The following is a 19,658-nucleotide window of genomic DNA, read 5'->3' on the forward strand; positions in this document are numbered from 1 at the left end:
CCCTAACGCACATTCCAGCCAATGAAGGTACTAGTAACAGGAGGATTAGGATTTATCGGATCTCATACTGTAGTCGAGCTTCAAAACAAAGGTTTTGAAGTCGTTATAATTGATAATTTATCAAATTCATCAATAAAAGTATTAGACGGTATTGTAAGTATTACAGGTAAAGCGCCACAATTTGAAAATCTAGATTTAAAAGAAAAATCTAAAGTCCAAGAATTCTTTTTAAACCATCAAGATATAGTTGGTGTTATACATTTTGCAGCAAGTAAAGCAGTTGGAGAAAGTGTAGAACAACCGTTAATGTATTATGAAAATAATATAAACACTTTGGTTTATGTGTTGCAAGAATTAACAAAATTAGAGCAATCTAATTTCATCTTTAGTTCGTCTTGTACCGTTTATGGTCAAGCAGATGAGTTACCAATTTCAGAAAACGCACCAATAAAACCAGCTGAATCACCTTACGGTAATACCAAACAAATAGGAGAAGAAATTATTAAAGACACCTGTAAAGTCACACCAAATTTAAACGCAATAGCTTTACGTTATTTTAATCCTATTGGCGCGCATCCAACAGCAAAAATAGGAGAGTTACCAATTGGTGTGCCGCAAAACTTAGTGCCATTTATAACACAAACAGGTGTTGGAATACGCGAACAACTATCTGTTTTTGGTGACGACTATCCAACACCAGATGGGACGTGTATAAGAGATTATATTCATGTGGTAGACATTGCTAAAGCACACGTTGTTGCTTTGCAACGCTTGTTAGAATCTAATAATACAAGTAATTACGAGTATTTTAATTTAGGAACAGGTAAAGGAAGTAGCGTGTTAGAAGTCATTCAGTCTTTTGAGCGTGTTTCAGGTGAAAAATTGAATTATAAGATTGCTAATAGAAGAGAAGGAGATGTGATTTCTGCGTATGCAGATACTAAAAAAGCCAACCAAATTCTAGGTTGGAAAGCAGAATCAACTCTTGATGATGCTATGACATCTGCTTGGAAGTGGCAAAAAAGCCTAAATTCAGATTAAAATATTATAAATTATTCGGTGTTAAATTGTCAAATACGTAAGTATTACACTAAATCGTTAAATATATTTTATTAATTACCTGATTAACAATATTTTAATGTTTAAAATTCGTGATTGGTCAATATTCTTGCTTTCTTTGTAGCTAATGCAAATGATACAACAATGAAACTGATTACTGTCAAAAGACAAACAAAACACGAAGATAGATTTACACCAAAAATGGGTAAATTAACTGCAAAAGTAACCTATATTAAAAAACACTTATTAGGTATTCCTTTTAAAACATTACACAAATATCGCGAAACGTACTACGGAGAAGTTAAAGATTGCGCAGATTGCAACTTAGCTAGATAGCATAAAAAAAGCCTCGAAATTTTCGAGGCTTTTTTATATAATTTTAAGCTTCTTTTTTCTTTTTAAAGCTACCTACAATCAAACAACCCATTCCTACCATTACAGAAACATCTGCAAGGTTAAATATTCCGGTTCTTAAAAAACCACCAAAATCTAAATGTAAGAAGTCGGTAACAGATCCATAAACAATACGGTCGTAAACATTTGCTATACCGCCACCAATTATACAACAAAAACCAACTAATGTAAACATGTTCATGGTTTTGTCTTTAATAATGTGCCTAAGCACAAAAGCTAACACTAATATTGGTAAAATTAATAGAAGTGTAATACGTAAAGCAGGACTAAAGTCGCTACCCATACCTAAAAAAGCACCTTTATTTTCAACATTATGTAGTGTAAATACATCACCAAAAATTTCACTAACACTACCTTTTCCGACTTCAGCTCTAACAATAAACTTAGAGATTTGGTCAATAGCAATGTTAAGAAAAATTAATGCAGTAATAAGTATGTTTCTTGCGCTCATTATTGCTCTGTACTAATTGTTGCAGATTCAGTTTCAGCAGATCTATCAATCTTTTTTACTAAGCCTTGTAAAACTTTTCCAGGACCAACTTCAGTAAAAAGTGTAGCACCATCAGCAATCATTTGTTGTACAGATTGTGTCCAACGTACAGGCGCTGTTAATTGCGAAATTAAATTAGCCTTAATTTCTGTTTCATCTATAATAGCGCTAGCTGTTACGTTTTGGTATATTGGGCAATTAGGTTTGCTAAACGTTGTGTTTTCTATTGCTGCAGCTAATTCTTCTCTAGCTGGTTCCATCATTGGAGAGTGAAATGCGCCACCAACAGGTAGTACTAAAGCACGTCTTGCGCCAGCTTCTTTCATAGCTTCACATGCACGATTAATTGCTTCTACTTCTCCAGAGATCACTAATTGACCTGGACAGTTGTAGTTAGCAGCAACAACAACACCTTCGGTTTTTGCACAAATATCTTCAACTAATTTGTCTTCTAAACCTAAAACAGCCGCCATAGTACTTGGCTGGATTTCGCAAGCTTTTTGCATAGCCATAGCACGTTGTGATACTAATTTTAAACCATCTTCAAAGCTTAATGCTCCGTTTGCTACTAATGCAGAAAATTCACCTAAAGAGTGACCAGCGACCATATCTGGTTTAAAGCTATCACCTAAAGTTTTTGCTAAAATTACCGAATGTAAAAAGATAGCTGGTTGAGTTACTTTAGTTTCTTTTAATTGGTCTGCAGTACCTTCAAACATAATATCTGTGATGTTAAACCCTAAAATTGAGTTGGCATCTTCAAATAAATGTTGAGCTTCTGGAGTGTTTTCGTATAAATCAAGTCCCATACCAGTAAACTGAGCACCTTGACCAGGAAAAATATATGCTTTCATTAAATTTAGTTTCTTAATTATTGAGCAAAAATAGGAATAAAATATTAAAGAAAACTATTGATTTTAAAGCTTCTCGATACAATTTGTTCATACTTCATAAATCACTAGAAGTGATGAAAATTAATAACTACATGACGTCAGTTCGAGTGGCGCGACGATAGAAGCGTTGTATCGAGAATTATGTTAAATTGATTTAAAATATTAGAACAAATCTAGGTTCTTGTCTCTATGCTCTTTTGTCTATGTTCTTGATTCTATAATTCACAAATTCCCAGTAGCAGCTTCTGCACAGCGTTCGCCATCCATAGCTGCGCTAATAATTCCGCCAGCATAACCAGCACCTTCACCGCAAGGGTATAAATTGGTGATTTCTGGATGATGTAATTGGTCTGTTCTTGGAATACTAACTGGTGATGAGGTACGCGATTCTACACCAATAATATTAGCTTCTTCGGTGTAATAGCCTTTCATTTTATCACCAAAAGCTTTAAATCCTTTACGTAAAGTACTTCCTATAATTTTAGGAAATAAACTGTGTAAAGGCGCACTTTTTATACCTGGTTGGTATGATGTTTCATTTAAAGTTGAAGATAATCTACCTTCTACAAAATCGGTCATACGTTGTGCTGGCGCAGTTTGATCACGATTACCAGAAGTAAAGGCTAATTTTTCAAAATCTTTTTGAAATTCTAGTGCTTTTAAAGCGCCAAATTGTTCGTATTTATGTAAATCTTTATCCGCATTAATTTCAACAACAATACCAGAATTTGCAAATTTATTATTTCGTCTAGAAGGCGACATGCCGTTTACTACAACTTCGCCATTTGCTGTTGCTGCGGGTACAATAAATCCGCCAGGACACATACAAAAACTGTATACGCCTCGTCCATTTACTTGCTGCACTAAACTGTATGAAGCAGCTGGTAATAATGGATGTCTTTCGCCAGAACAGTGATATTGAATGTTATCAATAATCTGCTGCGGATGTTCTGCACGTACACCCATTGCAAAACTTTTAGCTTCAATTGCTATATTTTTTCTGTCTAATAAATAAAAAATATCTCTCGCAGAATGACCTGTTGCTAGAATTACTTTTTCGGTAGTTAATTCGTTACCATTGTTAAGTTGAAGAGCAACTATTTTTTCGTTTTTTATAATGAAATCGGTAACGCGAGTATTAAAATGAATTTCGCCACCAAAATCTAAAATAGTTTGTCTAATATTTTGAACGACTTTTGGTAGTTTATTAGTCCCAATATGTGGATGAGCATCGACCAGAATCTGATCCGTAGCACCATGAAAAACAAGATTTTCAAAAATACGACGTACATCACCACGTTTTAAACTACGTGTGTATAGTTTTCCGTCAGAATATGTACCTGCGCCACCTTCGCCAAAACAGTAATTAGAATCTTCATTTACAAAATGATCTTGATTTATGGCTTTTAGATCGCGACGTCTGTCTTGCACATTAGCACCACGTTCTAAAACTATAGGTTTATAACCTAGTTCTACACAGCGCAACGCTGCATACATACCAGCAGGACCAAAACCAATAATATGAACAGGTTTGGAATTAGAAACGTCTTTGTATTCAAAGTGATAGTCGGAAGTTTCTGGAACTGGTTCTTTTATAAAGACAGACACTTTATAGTTGAAGATAATTTTAGGTTTACGTGCATCGATAGATTTACGTAGTATTTTAATGCCTGAAATGTCTTCACGCGGTATAGACAACCATTCCGCAGATTTAATTAATAATATATCTGGGATTTCCTCTTCTTTAAGAGAAACACGAAGTTGAATGTCTTTTACCATACTGCGAAATTAGGTAAAATTTAGTTGAAAGTGATTTTTTACTTTTCGTTTTAAATAAAAAAAGCATAAGAAACCTTATGCTTTTTTTAATGTGTATTTAAAGTTTTAATTAAAACTCTAAATCTGCAACGATATCAAATTCGTCATAAATAGCTTTGTCTTTTAAACCATCAAAGAAGCTAGTAGAACCATATCTAACATCAAATTTAGTTCTGTCAATTTTTAAAGCAGCGTTAGCTTTGTTACCATAAACAGAAAGGTCAAAAGTGATAGATTCTGTTTTTCCTTTAATAGTTATATCTCCTGTTACTTTGTAAGCGTTTTTACTTACAGATTTTACTTTAGTAAATTTTAAAGTTGCAGTTGGGTATTTTTCTACTCCAAAAAAGTCGTCAGATTTTAAGTGACCTTCTAATTTTCCTTTATATTCTCCTTCTAAGTCTGTGTTAGAAAGCGTTGTCATATCTATTGTAAACTCGCCACCTGTTAATACATCTTCACTAAAGTTTAAGAAACCTGATTTGATGTCTATTGTTCCTTCATGAGATCCAGTTACTTTGTAACCTTTCCATACTACTTTACTGTCTCCTGTTTTGATTTCTTTTTTACCATCAATTGTGGTGAATGATAATAATACTAATGCTATAAGCACAATTCCTGTTAATTTTTTCATGTGTTTTGTTTTTTAAGTTTATTATTGTTTATCCTGCGTAGTAAAATTTTTCTTTTACAATTTTACCGTCTTTCCAGTCTTGTACTGCTACTTGAGTGTAGTTTCTAATTCCCCAATCTTTGTGTGTGTAATCAAAATGCCACTCGACCATAGTTGTGTTTTCTCCAACAGTTACTTTTAAAGGTTTTGCACCTCTAAAGTCTGTAATTGCTCCAAAAAACTCTTCTTCGCGTTTACGGTTAGCGTCTTTTCCAACTACTTCTGGGTTTTCATTTTCTTGCATTACAACATCGTCATGGTAGTATTCTTCAAAAGCTTCCATAGCTTTTCCTTGAAGAATCATATCATTTATACAGCTGATTTTTTCTAAAAGTGTATTCATTTTTTCTGTTTTTAAATTTGTTGATACAAAGGTCTAAAACAGATAAGAGGTGAAAAATGAAGTAGTTTATTAAATGAAGTTAAACTAGATTAACTTTTATTGCTCGTTGATAAGTTGACTTTTAATTTTGCTTAAAAACTCTTTGGTAATTCCTAGGTAAGAAGCAATCATATATTGCGGTACACGTTGGTCTATTTTAGGATATGTTTTTTTAAAAATAGCATAGCGTTCTTTTGCGGTAAGACTAAAGTTTCTAATCACTCTTTTTTGTGAAGCTACAAGAGCACGTTCTACAATTTTTCTAAAAAGGCGCTCTAATTTTGGGATTTGTGTATAGAGTTTTTCTAAGTTTTCATAAGTAAATTGAACTACCGTAGTATTCTCTATACACTGTACATTAAAATCTGCTGGTTTTTGAGCAATAAAACTTCCAAGGTCAGATGTCCACCAGTCTTCAATAGAAAACATCACTACATGTTCTTGTCCATCTGCACCCATATAAAATGTTTTTGTGCATCCAGAAATAATAAAATTAGAACTGTTACAAATATCGCCTTGTTGTACTATGTATTGGTCTTTTAAATAGGTGCGAACAACAACATTAGAAAGTAAGATAGCTTCTTCTTCAGTAGTAAGCTTGATATATTTTTTTGTGTACTGAAGGAATGCGCTGTTTTCCATTTTTGTAATTTTTACAAGAATTAAATTCTCTCAAAAGTTAAAAACGAAAATTCATAGTCGTGATGCTCGTCTTTTTTATGAAATGTATTAGCTGTTTCTTTAAATTCAGATGTATTAATTTCAGGAAAAAACGTATCGGCTTCAGGAAACTTTGCATGTACACGCGTAATTTCAATTTTACTAGCGTAAGGCATGGCTTGTTTATAGATTTCGCCGCCACCAATAATAAAAGGTTGCGTATCTTTTTTAGCAATATTTATAACATCTTCAAGACTATTAACTACAATTACACCTTCCGGAACTTTGTAATGTGTTTGTCTTGTAATAACAACGTGAGTACGGTTTGGTAATGGTTTAGGAAAACTTTCAAAAGTTTTACGTCCCATGATAATATGGTGACCAGAGGTTAATGTTTTAAAACGTTTAAGATCATCACGAAGATGCCAAATGAGGTCGTTGTCTTTTCCTATTTCGTTATTTTCTCCAGCAGCAACAATCATGGTTAGGTTATTAACTACTTTGCTGTTTTTTTGATTGTATAACTGGCTTTCGGCAATAGTTAAATCTTCTTTTTCTAATTGCGATTTTAGTTTTTCTATACGTGCTTTTTGTTTTTCAACTAGCTTTGCTAATTGTTGTTCTTCCCAGTCTTTACCCATAAATTTATGAGTAACAAACACATTAAATAAGTGAAAAACAAATAAGAATAACCAAACTATAATGGCAATGACAAACCAATCTTGACCAAATATTTTAAGGTCTTGACCAATACCTAAAACAGTATTAGCTAAGATTAAAAATAAAGCACCAATTAAAAAAATAACAAAGTGATAGTATAAACGTTTTTTTTGTTTAACACGTTGTTGAGCATTTTTTATTAATTCTAATTGCTCTTTATCAATCTGTGGTTTTTGTTTTTTTTTGCCGAACATATAATTTGTGATTAAACAGCAACAGCTCCTTTAATGTGCGGATGTGGATTGTAATTTTCTAATGTAAAATCTTCAAATTTAAAATCGAAAATATCTTTAACGTCAGGGTTTAGTTTCATTGTTGGTAATGGTCTGCAGTCTCTAGATAATTGCAGTTCCAATTGCTCTAAATGGTTATTGTAAATATGGGCATCTCCGAAAGTGTGGATAAATTCACCAGCTTCATAACCACAAACTTGTGCCATCATCATTGTAAATAAAGCATAAGACGCGATGTTAAAAGGAACACCTAAAAAGATGTCTGCACTACGTTGATATAATTGGCAAGATAATTTACCGTTAGCCACATAAAACTGAAAAAACGCATGACATGGTGGTAACGCTGCTTTGCCATTAGCTACATTGTCGCTAAAGCTTTTTGATGTATCTGGCATTACAGAAGGATTCCAAGCAGAAACCAACATACGTCTACTATCTGGATTGTTTTTTAGTGTATCTATAACTTCTTTTATTTGGTCAATCTCGTCACTATTCCAGTTTCTCCATTGATGCCCGTAAACAGGACCAAGGTCTCCGTTTTCGTCAGCCCATTCGTTCCAGATTCTTACACCATTTTCTTGTAAATAGTTAATGTTGGTATCGCCTTTTAAAAACCAAAGTAATTCATAGATAATAGATTTTAAGTGAAGTTTTTTTGTGGTTACCATTGGGAAACCTTCACTTAAATCAAATCTCATTTGGTAACCAAAAACACTTTTGGTACCTGTTCCTGTACGGTCTTCTTTTGCGTTGCCGTGTTCTAAAACGTGCTTTACAAGGTCGTGATATTGCTTCATAATACTATTTCTGCGAAAGCAGAAATCTCATTTTTAGTTATAAAAATAGCTAGTTATTTTGAAATAAGGAATAGCTAAAAACGAAAATAAACAAAATTCAATGTAGTTAATTAGTTAATTGATTTTAAGATATTAAAAGTTATTAACTACTATTTTAAATGAAAAAGTTACGTCTTGGATTTAAAAATTTCTGCTTTCGCAGAAATTGTTTTAACCAATAATCATTCCTGCAATTGTAGCTGATATTAGAGAAGCAATTGTACCTCCAATTAAAGCTTTTATACCAAATTGCGATAATGTTTTACGTTGTCCAGGTGCTAAAGAACCAATACCACCAATTTGAATTCCGATAGAAGCAAAATTTGCAAAACCACAAAGCATATATGTAGCCATAATAATTGACTTTTCATACTTTAAATGTGTAGGATTTGCTATGTTTTTTAAGTCTGCTAATTGAATGTATCCAATAAATTCTGATGCAGCTAATTTAATTCCTAAAAGTTGTCCCATTAAAGCCATATCTTCTTTAGCAACACCAATTAACCACATAAGAGGAGAGAAGATATAACCGAGAATAAGTTCTAATGATAAATTTTGATACGGTGTATTATCTGCAATCCAAGAGTTAAAAGTAGTAACATCTCCAACCCAGCCTAAAATACCATTAATCATTGCAATAAAAGCAACAAAAACTAAAAGCATAGCACCAACATTAACAGCAAGTCTTAAACCTTCTGTAGTACCGTTGGCAATAGCATCTAAAATGTTAGATCCAATTTTTTCTTGCGACACTTCAACGTCTGTATTTACTTTTTCGGTTTGAGGATATAGTATTTTTGAAATAACAATAGCACCTGGAGCAGCCATAACGGATGCTGCTAATAAGTGTTTAGCATAGAAAAGGCGTAAAGCTTCATCTTCACCTCCTAAAAAACCAATATAAGCGGCAAGTACAGCGCCAGCAACAGTAGCCATACCACCAATCATAACAAGAAGCATCTCAGACTTATTCATTTTTTCTAAGTATGCCTTAATTAATAGAGGTGCTTCGGTTTGTCCTAAAAAGATGTTACCAGCAACAGATAGACTTTCTGCTCCAGAAATTTTTAAGGCTTTTGATAATAACCAAGCCATTCCTTTAACTACCTTTTGAATAATTCCTAGGTAAAAAAGAACAGATGTTAATGCTGAAAAGAAAATAATAGTTGGTAACACTTGAAAGGCAAAGATAAAACCGAAAGTATCCATATCTACTACTAAACCTTCAAATAAAAATTTACTTCCAGCTCTAGTAAAATCTAAAACGCTGACGAAAAGTCCACCAATAAATTCAAAAGCATTTTTGATAAAATCAACTTTTAAAACGCCAATTGCAATTAGTAATTGAAAAGCGAGTCCGATACCAACAATTTTCCAGTCAATTGCCTTGCGGTTACTACTAAATAGAAATGCAATAATGATTAAAGAAATCATGCCCAAAGCACCACGCCATAAGCTAGTAAAAGAAAATCCTTGATTTGGAATGATTTGATCTGCTTCTGCAACTGCGGTTTGAGCTTCAGTTTGTGGTTTTACAACAAAATTGTAAATATTCTCTTTTTGAGATAGTACTAATGTTGAATCGGTTAAGGTTTTTACTTTAAACTTTTTTACAACTTCGTAAGGCTGGTCATAATAAAATACCAAAAGATTGTTTTGAAAAAGGTAATCTCCTGAAGTTGTATTTAGCTTAAAAGCACCTTTGTTTAGTGATAAAATGTCGTCTTTTAAAATTTTTGTTGCAGTACTATCTGAAGCAAAAGTATTACTTGAGTTTAACAACCAATCTTTGCTAATGTCTTGTCCAAAACTAGAGGTTAATGCAAGTATGATGGTCGCTGTAACTAGTAAAAAATTTTTCATTTGTAAAAAGGGTAAGTTATCTTTTAGATATTTCGTCTCTTAATTTTGCTGCCTTTTCGTAGTCTTCGTTGTTAACAGCTTCATCTAAAAGTTTATGAAGTTCTTCTAAGCTTTTCGACTTTAATTCGTCTTCAGAAGAAGAGGTTTCTAATTCTAATTCTTCGTTAATTATTTCATTAACTAATACATCATCTTCGTCTTCATTTTCGTCCTTAGGGTCTACTTTTAAGTAGATTCCGGCTTTGTCTAAAATGTTTTTGTAAGTAAAAATTGGAGCTTGAAAACGAAGTGCCAATGCAATGGCATCACTGGTTCTTGCGTCTATAATTTCTTCAATTTTATCACGCTCGCAGATTAATGAAGAGTAGAAAACACCATCTACCAACTTGTGTATAATGACTTGTTTGACCACAATATCAAAACGGTCAGCAAAATTTTTAAATAAATCGTGGGTAAGTGGTCTAGGCGGTTTAATTTCTTTTTCTAAAGCAATAGCTATAGATTGTGCTTCAAAAGCACCAATAACGATAGGTAATTTACGGTCGCCGTCTACCTCGTTTAAGATAAGCGCATAGGCGCCATTTTGGGTTTGGCTATACGAAATTCCTTTAATATTTAGTCTTACTAAACTCATGCAATCAAAAACACAAAGAACTGTTTAAATTAGGACTTTACCAAACCGTAAGGGTTAGATTTTTGTGCAAAATTTAAACAGTCCTTGTTATATCAGACTTAAAGTTAAAAAAAATTAAGCGTTTGCTGCTTTAAAAGCTTTTAATTTTTCTATAAGTTGAGGTACGACTTCAAAAGCGTCACCAACAACTCCATAATCTGCAGCTTTAAAGAAAGGTGCTTCTGGATCTGTGTTGATTACTACTTTTACTTTAGAGGCGTTAATACCAGCTAAATGTTGGATGGCACCACTAATACCAATAGCAATGTAAAGGTTAGAAGCAACAGGTTTTCCTGTTTGTCCAACGTGTTCGCTATGAGGTCTCCAGCCTAAGTCAGAAACTGGTTTAGAGCATGCGGTTGCTGCGCCTAAAACGTCTGCTAATTCTTCAACCATTCCCCAGTTTTCTGGACCCTTTAAGCCACGACCAGCAGATACTACAATTTCTGCATCTGCAATAGTTACTTTGTCTGTTACCTTATCTACAGACTCTACAGTAACTCCAGACGAAGCGATTTCCGGAGAAAAATCTTCAGAAGAAGCACTTGCACTGTTTTCAACTAAACCAAAAGAGTTGTTTGATACACCAACAATTTTTACATCTGTATCTATAGTTGTAAAGTTGAATGCTTTATTTGTAAAAGCAGTACGTTTTACTGTAAAAGGAGACGTAGATGTAGGAACAGCTACTACATTAGATGCATATCCTGCGTCTAATCCTACAGATAATAATGGTGCTAAATATTTACTGTCTGCACTTTGAGAAAGCACAACAACTTTTGAGCCTTCTTGCTTTGATGCTTGAGATAAAACTGAAGCATAAGATTTTGCGTTAAACTTTGCTAAACCATCGTTAGATACATTAAGTACTTTATCTACACCGTATTTACCTAACTCTGAAGTGTCATTTACATTAACTGCAACAGCAGTAACGCTTGTGCCCATTTGGTCTGCAACCGCTTTAGCGTATGATGCAACCTCAAAAGCAGCTTTTTTAAAAGTTCCGTTTTCTGATTCTGTATATACTAAAATTGACATGTTTTTTAAATTTTTAATTTCTGAAACTAATTTTCGTAATCTAAAGATTAGATTACTTTAGCTTCGTTGTGTAAAAGGTTAACTAATTCGTCTAAGTTATCTGGTGCAACTAAAGTTACATCACCTTTTGGAGCTGGTTTTTCAAATTTTACAGTTCCAGTTTCTGTATTTGCACCGCTAGGTTCAACTACATTTAAAGGTTTTTTTCTAGCCATCATAATACCTCTCATATTTGGTATACGTAAGTCGCTCTCTTCAACTAAACCTTTTTGTCCTCCGATTACTAAAGGTAATGTAGTAGAAACACTTTCTTTACCACCATCAATCTCTCTAACAGCTTTAGCGTTTGTACCATCTACCTCAAGACTAATGCAGTTAGTAACAAAGTTAGCGTCAACCATTTCTGCTAACATACCAGGTACCATTGCACCGTTATAATCAATAGACTCTCTACCTGCAATTACTAAATCGTAACCGCCATCTTTTACAACTTTAGCTAACTCTTTAGCAACTTGATAGCCGTCTTTAGCTTCTGCATTTACTCTAATAGCAGTATCTGCACCTATAGCTAATGCTTTTCTTAGTGTAGGTTCTGTTTCTGGACCTCCAACGTTAACAACGTCTACAGAAGCACCTTGTTTTTCTTTAAACCACATAGCTCTGGTTAAACCAAATTCGTCATTAGGATTAATTACAAATTGAACACCGTTAGTGTCAAATTTTGTGTCTCCATCTGTAAAATTAATTTTTGAAGTAGTGTCTGGTACGTGACTAATACACACTAAAATTTTCATATTTTTTAATTTTTTTAGTTTTTAAATTTATGCCTTTAGACCTACTAAATCGTTATAGTAACATGGGTTAATCAGCAATTTTTTATGAAATTTTAAAGCAAAAAACGCTCTAAAATCTTGTGGTTACGAAGATATGGAAATATTTTTAAAATTTACTATGCATGCATAATAAATTTTAAAGAATTCTTTTACTGTAAGTTTTTTATTAATTCTTATTTTTGCAATTCAAATAGATATTTTAATGAAAACAATACAGTTTAGAGAAGCTATTGCAGAAGCCATGAGCGAAGAAATGCGTCGTGACGAAAGCATCTACCTTATGGGTGAAGAAGTAGCAGAATATAATGGTGCTTATAAAGCATCTAAAGGTATGTTGGACGAGTTTGGTCCAAAACGTGTTATTGATACACCAATTGCAGAGCTTGGTTTTGCTGGTGTGGCTATTGGGTCTACCATGACTGGTAATAGACCGATAGTAGAATATATGACCTTTAACTTCTCTTTAGTTGGTATTGACCAAATTATAAATAACGCTGCAAAAATTAGACAAATGTCCGGTGGACAATTTAAATGTCCAATTGTTTTTAGAGGTCCAACAGCTTCTGCAGGACAATTAGCAGCTACACATAGTCAAGCTTTTGAAAGCTGGTTTGCTAATACACCAGGTTTAAAAGTGGTAGTGCCTTCTAACCCATATGATGCAAAAGGTTTATTAAAATCTGCAATACGTGATGACGATCCAGTTATTTTTATGGAGTCTGAACAAATGTATGGTGATAAAGGTGAAGTGCCAGAAGGAGAATACACTATACCATTAGGTGTGGCAGATATTAAGCGTGAAGGAACAGATGTAACCATCGTTTCTTTTGGAAAAATTATAAAAGAAGCTTACAAAGCTGCAGACGAACTTGAAAAAGAAGGAATCTCTGTTGAAATTATAGATCTTCGTACAGTTAGACCAATGGACAGAAAAGCTATTTTAGAATCTGTAAAGAAAACAAACCGTTTAGTAGTTTTAGAAGAAGCTTGGCCATTTGGTAACGTAGCAACTGAAATTACTTACCTTGTACAAAGCGAAGCATTTGACTTTTTAGATGCACCAATTGTAAAAATAAACACTGCAGATACACCAGCACCTTACAGTCCAGTATTGTTAGAAGAGTGGTTACCAAACCATAACGATGTGATAAAGGCTGTTAAAAAAGTGATGTACAAATAAAAAATTATTATTTTCGTTATATCAAAACTTCATTAGCACGATTGTTGATGAAGTTTTTTTGTTTATAAATCCAAATTAATGAATAAACTTTTTTCTGCCCTTTTTTTTCTTTTTAGCATCATTTCTGCGTTAGCACAAACCAAAGTTAGTGGTCAAGTTTTTGACGCATCAAATAATCCGGTGCCTTTTGCAAATGTAATTTTTAAAGGTTCTTCAATAGGAGTAATAACTAATGAAGAAGGCACATTCTATATTGAAGATGAAAACAATTGGGACGTATTAAAAATATCTTTTATTGGTTTTGAAACTCAAGAAATTCAACTTGAAAAAAGAGTAACTTATAAGTTAAAGGTGACGCTTAAAGAAGAAGCTGCTGCATTAGATGAAGTTGTTATTGTCTCTGGTAAACAACCTAAAAAAAATAATCCTGCGATTGATATTCTAAGAAAAATTTGGGCAAATAAACGTAGTAATGGACTTAAACAGTACAAACAATACCAATATGATAAATACGAAAAGGTAGAATTTGACCTTAACACCATAGATAGTTCGCTAATAGATAGTAAGTTGTTTAAAGGTATGGAGTTTGTATTTGATCAAGTAGATACTTCTAAAGTTACAGGTAAAACGTATTTACCAATGTTTATTAACGAAGCTGCTAGTGAGGTTTACGGTGATAATGTAATTAATGAAAAACGAGAAATTTTAAAAGGAAATAAAAACTCAGGATTTAGTAATAACCAGGTAATTATTGACTTTGTAGACGATTTGTATTCAGACTATGATGTATACGATAACTATTTAAAGTTTTTTGATAAAAGTTTTGTTAGTCCAATCTCTCGTACCGGAATACAAACGTATAATTATGTCCTTTCAGATAGTGCATATATTGATAACAAATGGTGTTATAATATTATTTATTATCCTAGACGTAAAAACGAACTTACTTTTAAAGGCGATTTTTGGGTGGCAGATACCACATTTGCATTAAAAAACATCAACATGCAAGCCTCTAAAAGCGCCAATATAAATTGGGTGAAAGAAATTTATATAGAGCAAGATTTTGAAGTGTTAAACGATTCAGTCTTTTTAATAAAAAGAGATTATTTTATGTCAGATTTTGCCTTTAATAAGAAGGAAAAATCTAGAGGAATTTACGGAAAACGTACCACACTTTACGATAATTACAAGTTTGATAAAGAAAAAGATCCTAAGTTTTACAAGCAAAAAGTTTACAGCTTTGATGAAGATATCTATAATCAAGATGATAGTTTTTGGGATAAAAACCGTATGGAGTCCTTAAGTAAAGACGAAAAAGGTGTTTACGTCATGTTAGATTCTTTAAAAAAGACTAAAAAATTTAAAAGACTTTACAACTTAGGAAGCATTTTGGCATCTGGTTATATAGAGTTTGATGATTTAAATTTAGACTACGGACCTATATTTTCAACCTTTGGTTATAATGAAGTTGAAGGTGTTAGATTAAGAGCTGGCGGACGTACTTATTTTGGGCAAAATGATTTATGGCGTATAGAAGGATTTACAGCGTACGGTTTTAGAGACAATAAGTTTAAATATGGTATTTCAGGAAAATGGCTATTAGATAAAAAAAGCAGATTGATAATTTCTGGAGGAAACCGTCGTGATGTAGAACAAATAGGTGCAAGTCTAACTAATAGCACAGATGTTTTAGGACGAAGTTTGGCAAGTTCATCCGTTGTTGGAACAGGAATAAATGATAAATTAACCAATATTAACCTAAGTACTTTAGCAATAGAAGCAGAACCATTAAGAAACTTTGTAACTCGTTTAAGCGGAAGTTACCGAACCTTAGAGTCTGCTTCAAACACATTTAGTTTAGATTATTATACAGACGCAACTCAAACAACGACAAAATCTGAAGTAAAACAATATGAAACCGCAATCTCTTTATCTTATTTTCCAAAAAGAGAAATGACAGGTTTTGGTGTAGAACGAAGAACAAAAAACGATGATTTTGCAAGGCTTTTTGCGCAGATTTCTATAGGCGATCAAAGTATTTTAAATAGTGATTTTGATTATACTAAAGTTCAATTTTCATATACACAACCTTGGGCTATTGGTGGTTTTGGTAGACTGTACACAACCGTAGAAGCAGGTAAGACTTTTGGAGAAGTTCCTTTAGGTTTGTTAAGTGTTGTACCAGGTAACCAAAGTTATTTTTCAATATATAACACTTTTTCAAACCTTGATTTTTATGAGTTTGTTACCGATGAATATGCAACACTTCATATAGAACATAACTTTAACGGAAGATTATTTTCGCGTATCCCATTCTTAAAAAAATATAATTTAAGAGCTATTCTAGGAGCAAGAGGTGTTATTGGTAATATATCTCAAGACAACAGAAATATTAACGCTTCAGGATTAATTTATGAAGCTCCAAACAGAAAACCTTACTATGAGTATAGTTTTGGTGTAGGAAACATTTTTAAAGTCTTTAGAATAGATTTTAACTTTAGAGGTAACTACACAGATCCTGTTTTATATCCAGATGCCAGAAAATTTGGTGTAACTGGTAGTTTTGGCTTTTATTTTTAAAAAAGTGCAAGCTATATGTAAGTTACTATACCAATTTTCCAAAGTCAAACTCTTTTCTCTTGCCTAAACCTAAATAATCACTTACTTTTGCATCCCTTATTTTTAGATAGTTAATAAATAAATAACGCTATTAGCGTATAAAATAATTAAGATGAGCCCAAAAGGAGAAACAACATTTGATGCTTTAGTAGAAATTCCTAAAGGAAGCAGAAACAAATATGAATATGACTTTGATTTAAAAAAAATACGTTTTGACCGTATGCTATTCTCTTCGATGATGTATCCAGGAGATTACGGATTTATACCACAAACATTAGCTTTAGATGGTGACCCATTAGACGTATTAATTTTAGGTCATGAGCCTACGTTTCCAATGTGTGTTGTAGAGGTAAAACCAATCGGAGTATTCCATATGGCAGATGAAAAAGGTCCAGACGAAAAAATAGTTTGTGTACCAGTATCTGATCCAATTTGGAATTCTAAAAATGATATATCAGATATTAATCCTCACCGTTTAGATGAAATTACTCACTTTTTCCAAGTATACAAAGATTTAGAAAAAAAGAAAGTAGATGTAGGAAGTTGGGGAGATGCAAAAGAAGCTTACGAAATTGTAAGCAAATGCGTAGATAGATACGAAAACAGCGAGCATAAAGCAAACGGCGATTTCTTAATCTAAGCTAAGAAAATTATACCCGCTTAAAACGGAGATTTTATAAACATTTTAAATATTCAAAACCCTTACATATTGATTGTAAGGGTTTTTGTATTAGATTCCATTTTGTTACATTTACGATAATTAACACTAACAAATCAAAATAAATATGGAATCAAACATGATTTATTTGCCAATAGCATTGGCAATTCTCGGACTTGTTTTTATGTTCGTTAAAATGGCTTGGGTAAAAAAACAAGCTGCTGGAAACGAGAAAATGCAAGGTATCTCTAAAGCTATAAAAGAAGGAGCTTTAGCATTTCTAAATGCAGAATACAGATTATTAGCAATATTTGTAGTCATTGCTTCAATTGCATTATTTGGAATATCTCAAGTTGTATCAACAACTAGTTGGATGATTATTCCTGCATTTATTATCGGAGCTGTTTTTTCTGCTTTAGCAGGAAATATAGGAATGAGAATTGCTACAGACGCTAACGCACGTACTGCCGAAGCTGCAAAAACAAGTTTACCACAAGCGTTAAAAGTGTCTTTTGGTGGTGGAACAGTAATGGGATTAGGAGTTGCTAGTTTAGCAGTTTTAGGGCTTAGTTTGTTATTCTTATTGTTCTTAGGACAATTTATGGGTAATGAAGGTTCTTTTTATAAAAATATGACTATCGTTTTAGAAACCTTAGCTGGTTTTTCTTTAGGAGCAGAATCTATCGCACTTTTTGCTCGTGTTGGTGGTGGTATCTATACTAAAGCTGCAGATGTTGGTGCCGATTTAGTTGGAAAAGTAGAAGCAGGTATACCAGAAGACGATCCGCGTAATCCAGCAACAATTGCAGATAACGTAGGAGATAATGTTGGTGATGTTGCCGGTATGGGAGCAGATTTATTCGGTAGCTACGTCGCAACAGTATTAGCTGCAATGGTATTAGGTAACTATATCATAAAAGATATGGCAGATGCTGGTACAGTATTAGAATCTTTTAATGGTATGGGACCAATCTTACTACCAATAGTCATAGCTGGTGTTGGTATTTTAGCTTCAATAATAGGGACGTTTTTAGTTAGAATTTCTTCAAATGAAGCTAAAGAGTCTCAAGTTCAAAAAGCACTAGATGTAGGAAACTGGGTATCGATAGGTATTACACTTGCTGCAAGTTGGTTCTTAATTCGTTGGATGTTACCAGAAACAATACAAATGAGCTTCTTTGGGGAAGGTGTAAAAGCTATTCCGTCAAGACATGTCTTTTATGCAGCTATGATTGGATTAGCAGTAGGCGCATTAATCTCTATGGTAACAGCACATTACACAAGTTTAGGTAAAAAACCAGTTTTAGATATCGTAAAAAATAGTTCTACAGGAGCGGCAACAAATATTATTGCAGGTTTAGCGGTAGGAATGAAATCTACTTTCTTATCTGTAATTTTATTTGCAGCAGCAATTTATGGGTCGTATGCATTAGCAGGATTTTATGGTGTTGCATTAGCAGCTTCTGCAATGATGGCAACAACAGCAATGCAATTAGCAATAGATGCGTTTGGACCAATTGCAGATAACGCTGGTGGAGTAGCAGAAATGAGCGAACTAGAGCCACACGTAAGAGAACGTACAGATATTTTAGATTCAGTTGGTAATACAACTGCAGCAGTAGGTAAAGGGTTTGCAATAGCATCTGCAGCCTTAACAGCGTTAGCATTATTTGCTGCTTATGTAACTTTTACAGGTATTGATGGTATTAACATTTTTAAGGCAGATGTGTTAGCAATGTTATTTGTTGGAGGTATGATTCCTGTCATTTTCTCTGCATTAGCTATGCAATCTGTAGGTAAAGCAGCAATGGAAATGGTGCAAGAAGTACGTCGTCAGTTTAAAGAAATTCCTGGAATTATGGAAGGAACTGGTACGCCAGAATATGCAAAATGTGTAGATATTTCTACTAAAGCAGCATTAAAAGAAATGATTTTACCAGGATTAATCACAATTATCACTCCGATAATTATAGGGTTAATTTTTGGAGCCGAACCTTTAGGAGGTTATATGGCTGGTGTATGTGTGTCTGGTGTTATGTGGGCAATTTTCCAAAACAATGCTGGTGGCGCATGGGATAATGCTAAAAAATCTTTTGAAGCAGGTGTTGAAATAGATGGAAAAATGGAGTATAAAGGTAGTGAAGCGCATAAAGCAGCAGTTACCGGAGATACTGTCGGAGACCCATTTAAAGATACATCAGGACCATCTATGAATATTTTAATTAAGTTAACCTGTCTAGTAGGATTAGTAATAGCTCCAATCCTAGGGAATCACGATGCGGAAGAAGGTATGGCAATGAATAAAGATGTTGAGGTTATAGTAAATAATAGTAATAAAAAAGAAGTTAAAGTAAAGGTTATTATGGAAAAAAATAATGACGGAACTGTAACTGCAAACGTAACATCAACAACAGTTAGTGACGGAGAATCTTTTGTGAAAAAGCACGTTTTTACAGGAACAGAAGAAGAAGTTAATGCAAAAATTAATGCTTTAGAAAATGCTAAAGACAGCAATAACAAAAAAGTGAATAAGCAAATAGAAGTTACAAAAGAAGAGATTAAAAAATTACCTCAAGCTTAATACTTTAAGTATTATAAAATTAAAGACCTGCTATT

18 protein-coding genes are annotated in these 19,658 nt (G+C 33.3%); 6 read left to right on the forward strand and 12 right to left on the reverse strand.

The genetic code is table 11. From position 1 onward, the window contains the following. The first annotated feature begins 21 nt into the window (after positions 1–21). Both galE and WA340_RS00200 read left to right on the forward strand, forming a co-directional pair. Positions 22–1,041 carry a UDP-glucose 4-epimerase GalE gene (gene galE / locus WA340_RS00195; RefSeq protein ID WP_336126782.1) on the forward strand — a complete coding sequence of 340 codons (1,020 nt, stop codon included), beginning with the start codon at positions 22–24 and terminating at the stop codon, positions 1,039–1,041. 162 nt (positions 1,042–1,203) lie between these two features. Beyond that, complete coding sequence (locus WA340_RS00200; protein ID WP_336065479.1) at positions 1,204–1,395, forward strand: hypothetical protein; 192 nt, start codon at positions 1,204–1,206, stop codon at positions 1,393–1,395. Between the two features lie 43 nt (positions 1,396–1,438). Here the strand turns inward: WA340_RS00200 and lspA are convergent, their stop codons facing one another. From lspA to WA340_RS00260, 12 genes are all read right to left on the reverse strand, one after another. Further along, complete coding sequence (gene lspA / locus WA340_RS00205) at positions 1,439–1,924, reverse strand: signal peptidase II (protein ID WP_336126784.1); 486 nt, start codon at positions 1,922–1,924, stop codon at positions 1,439–1,441. After that, positions 1,924–2,817 (reverse strand): ACP S-malonyltransferase, encoded by an 894-nt coding sequence (fabD, locus tag WA340_RS00210; RefSeq protein ID WP_336126786.1) that lies wholly within the window; start codon positions 2,815–2,817, stop codon positions 1,924–1,926. The genes lspA and fabD overlap by 1 nt, the downstream gene beginning before the upstream one ends. Before the next feature lie 261 nt (positions 2,818–3,078). Next, positions 3,079–4,635: an NAD(P)/FAD-dependent oxidoreductase gene (locus WA340_RS00215; RefSeq protein ID WP_336126787.1), complete on the reverse strand. Its 1,557-nt coding sequence runs from the start codon at positions 4,633–4,635 to the stop codon at positions 3,079–3,081. 109 nt (positions 4,636–4,744) lie between these two features. Beyond that, a complete protein-coding gene (locus tag WA340_RS00220) occupies positions 4,745–5,308 on the reverse strand; it encodes a YceI family protein (RefSeq protein ID WP_336126789.1) in 564 nt (187 codons plus the stop codon). 28 nt (positions 5,309–5,336) lie between these two features. Continuing rightward, complete coding sequence (locus tag WA340_RS00225; protein ID WP_336126790.1) at positions 5,337–5,690, reverse strand: nuclear transport factor 2 family protein; 354 nt, start codon at positions 5,688–5,690, stop codon at positions 5,337–5,339. Positions 5,691–5,786: 96 nt separating this feature from the next. Next, positions 5,787–6,371 carry a Crp/Fnr family transcriptional regulator gene (locus tag WA340_RS00230; RefSeq protein ID WP_336126792.1) on the reverse strand — a complete coding sequence of 195 codons (585 nt, stop codon included), beginning with the start codon at positions 6,369–6,371 and terminating at the stop codon, positions 5,787–5,789. A gap of 20 nt (positions 6,372–6,391) precedes the next feature. Next, the gene (locus WA340_RS00235; protein WP_336126794.1) at positions 6,392–7,303 is read right to left on the reverse strand and encodes a dihydrofolate reductase; all 912 of its coding nucleotides are present in this window, start codon (positions 7,301–7,303) and stop codon (positions 6,392–6,394) included. 11 nt (positions 7,304–7,314) lie between these two features. After that, on the reverse strand, positions 7,315–8,139 hold the full coding sequence (locus WA340_RS00240; RefSeq protein WP_336065454.1) for a thymidylate synthase: 825 nt from the start codon (positions 8,137–8,139) through the stop codon (positions 7,315–7,317). 210 nt (positions 8,140–8,349) lie between these two features. Then, positions 8,350–10,041, reverse strand: a complete 1,692-nt coding sequence (locus tag WA340_RS00245) for a NupC/NupG family nucleoside CNT transporter (protein ID WP_336126796.1) — start codon at positions 10,039–10,041, stop codon at positions 8,350–8,352. A gap of 16 nt (positions 10,042–10,057) precedes the next feature. Beyond that, complete coding sequence (locus WA340_RS00250; RefSeq protein WP_336126798.1) at positions 10,058–10,675, reverse strand: bifunctional nuclease family protein; 618 nt, start codon at positions 10,673–10,675, stop codon at positions 10,058–10,060. A gap of 114 nt (positions 10,676–10,789) precedes the next feature. Continuing rightward, complete coding sequence (locus tag WA340_RS00255; protein ID WP_336126800.1) at positions 10,790–11,752, reverse strand: electron transfer flavoprotein subunit alpha/FixB family protein; 963 nt, start codon at positions 11,750–11,752, stop codon at positions 10,790–10,792. A 47-nt stretch (positions 11,753–11,799) separates the two neighbouring features. Next, positions 11,800–12,546 carry an electron transfer flavoprotein subunit beta/FixA family protein gene (locus WA340_RS00260; RefSeq protein WP_336126802.1) on the reverse strand — a complete coding sequence of 249 codons (747 nt, stop codon included), beginning with the start codon at positions 12,544–12,546 and terminating at the stop codon, positions 11,800–11,802. Positions 12,547–12,787: 241 nt separating this feature from the next. On the opposite strand from WA340_RS00260, the gene WA340_RS00265 reads away from it, so the two are divergent. The 4 genes from WA340_RS00265 (at position 12,788) to WA340_RS00280 (ending at position 19,623) form a co-directional block, all read left to right on the forward strand. Continuing rightward, on the forward strand, positions 12,788–13,765 hold the full coding sequence (locus WA340_RS00265; RefSeq protein ID WP_336126804.1) for a pyruvate dehydrogenase complex E1 component subunit beta: 978 nt from the start codon (positions 12,788–12,790) through the stop codon (positions 13,763–13,765). Positions 13,766–13,843: 78 nt separating this feature from the next. Then, on the forward strand, positions 13,844–16,345 hold the full coding sequence (locus tag WA340_RS00270; RefSeq protein WP_336126806.1) for a DUF5686 and carboxypeptidase-like regulatory domain-containing protein: 2,502 nt from the start codon (positions 13,844–13,846) through the stop codon (positions 16,343–16,345). 151 nt (positions 16,346–16,496) lie between these two features. Then, positions 16,497–17,024, forward strand: coding sequence for an inorganic diphosphatase (locus tag WA340_RS00275; RefSeq protein WP_027880511.1), 528 nt, complete (start codon positions 16,497–16,499; stop codon positions 17,022–17,024). 145 nt (positions 17,025–17,169) lie between these two features. Continuing rightward, entirely contained in the window at positions 17,170–19,623 is a 2,454-nt protein-coding gene (locus WA340_RS00280) for a sodium-translocating pyrophosphatase (protein ID WP_336126809.1), read from the forward strand. Positions 19,624–19,658 lie beyond the last annotated feature (35 nt).

This window comes from Mesoflavibacter sp. CH_XMU1422-2 (genome assembly GCF_037029245.1).
GTDB classification, from domain to species: domain Bacteria; phylum Bacteroidota; class Bacteroidia; order Flavobacteriales; family Flavobacteriaceae; genus Mesoflavibacter; species Mesoflavibacter zeaxanthinifaciens.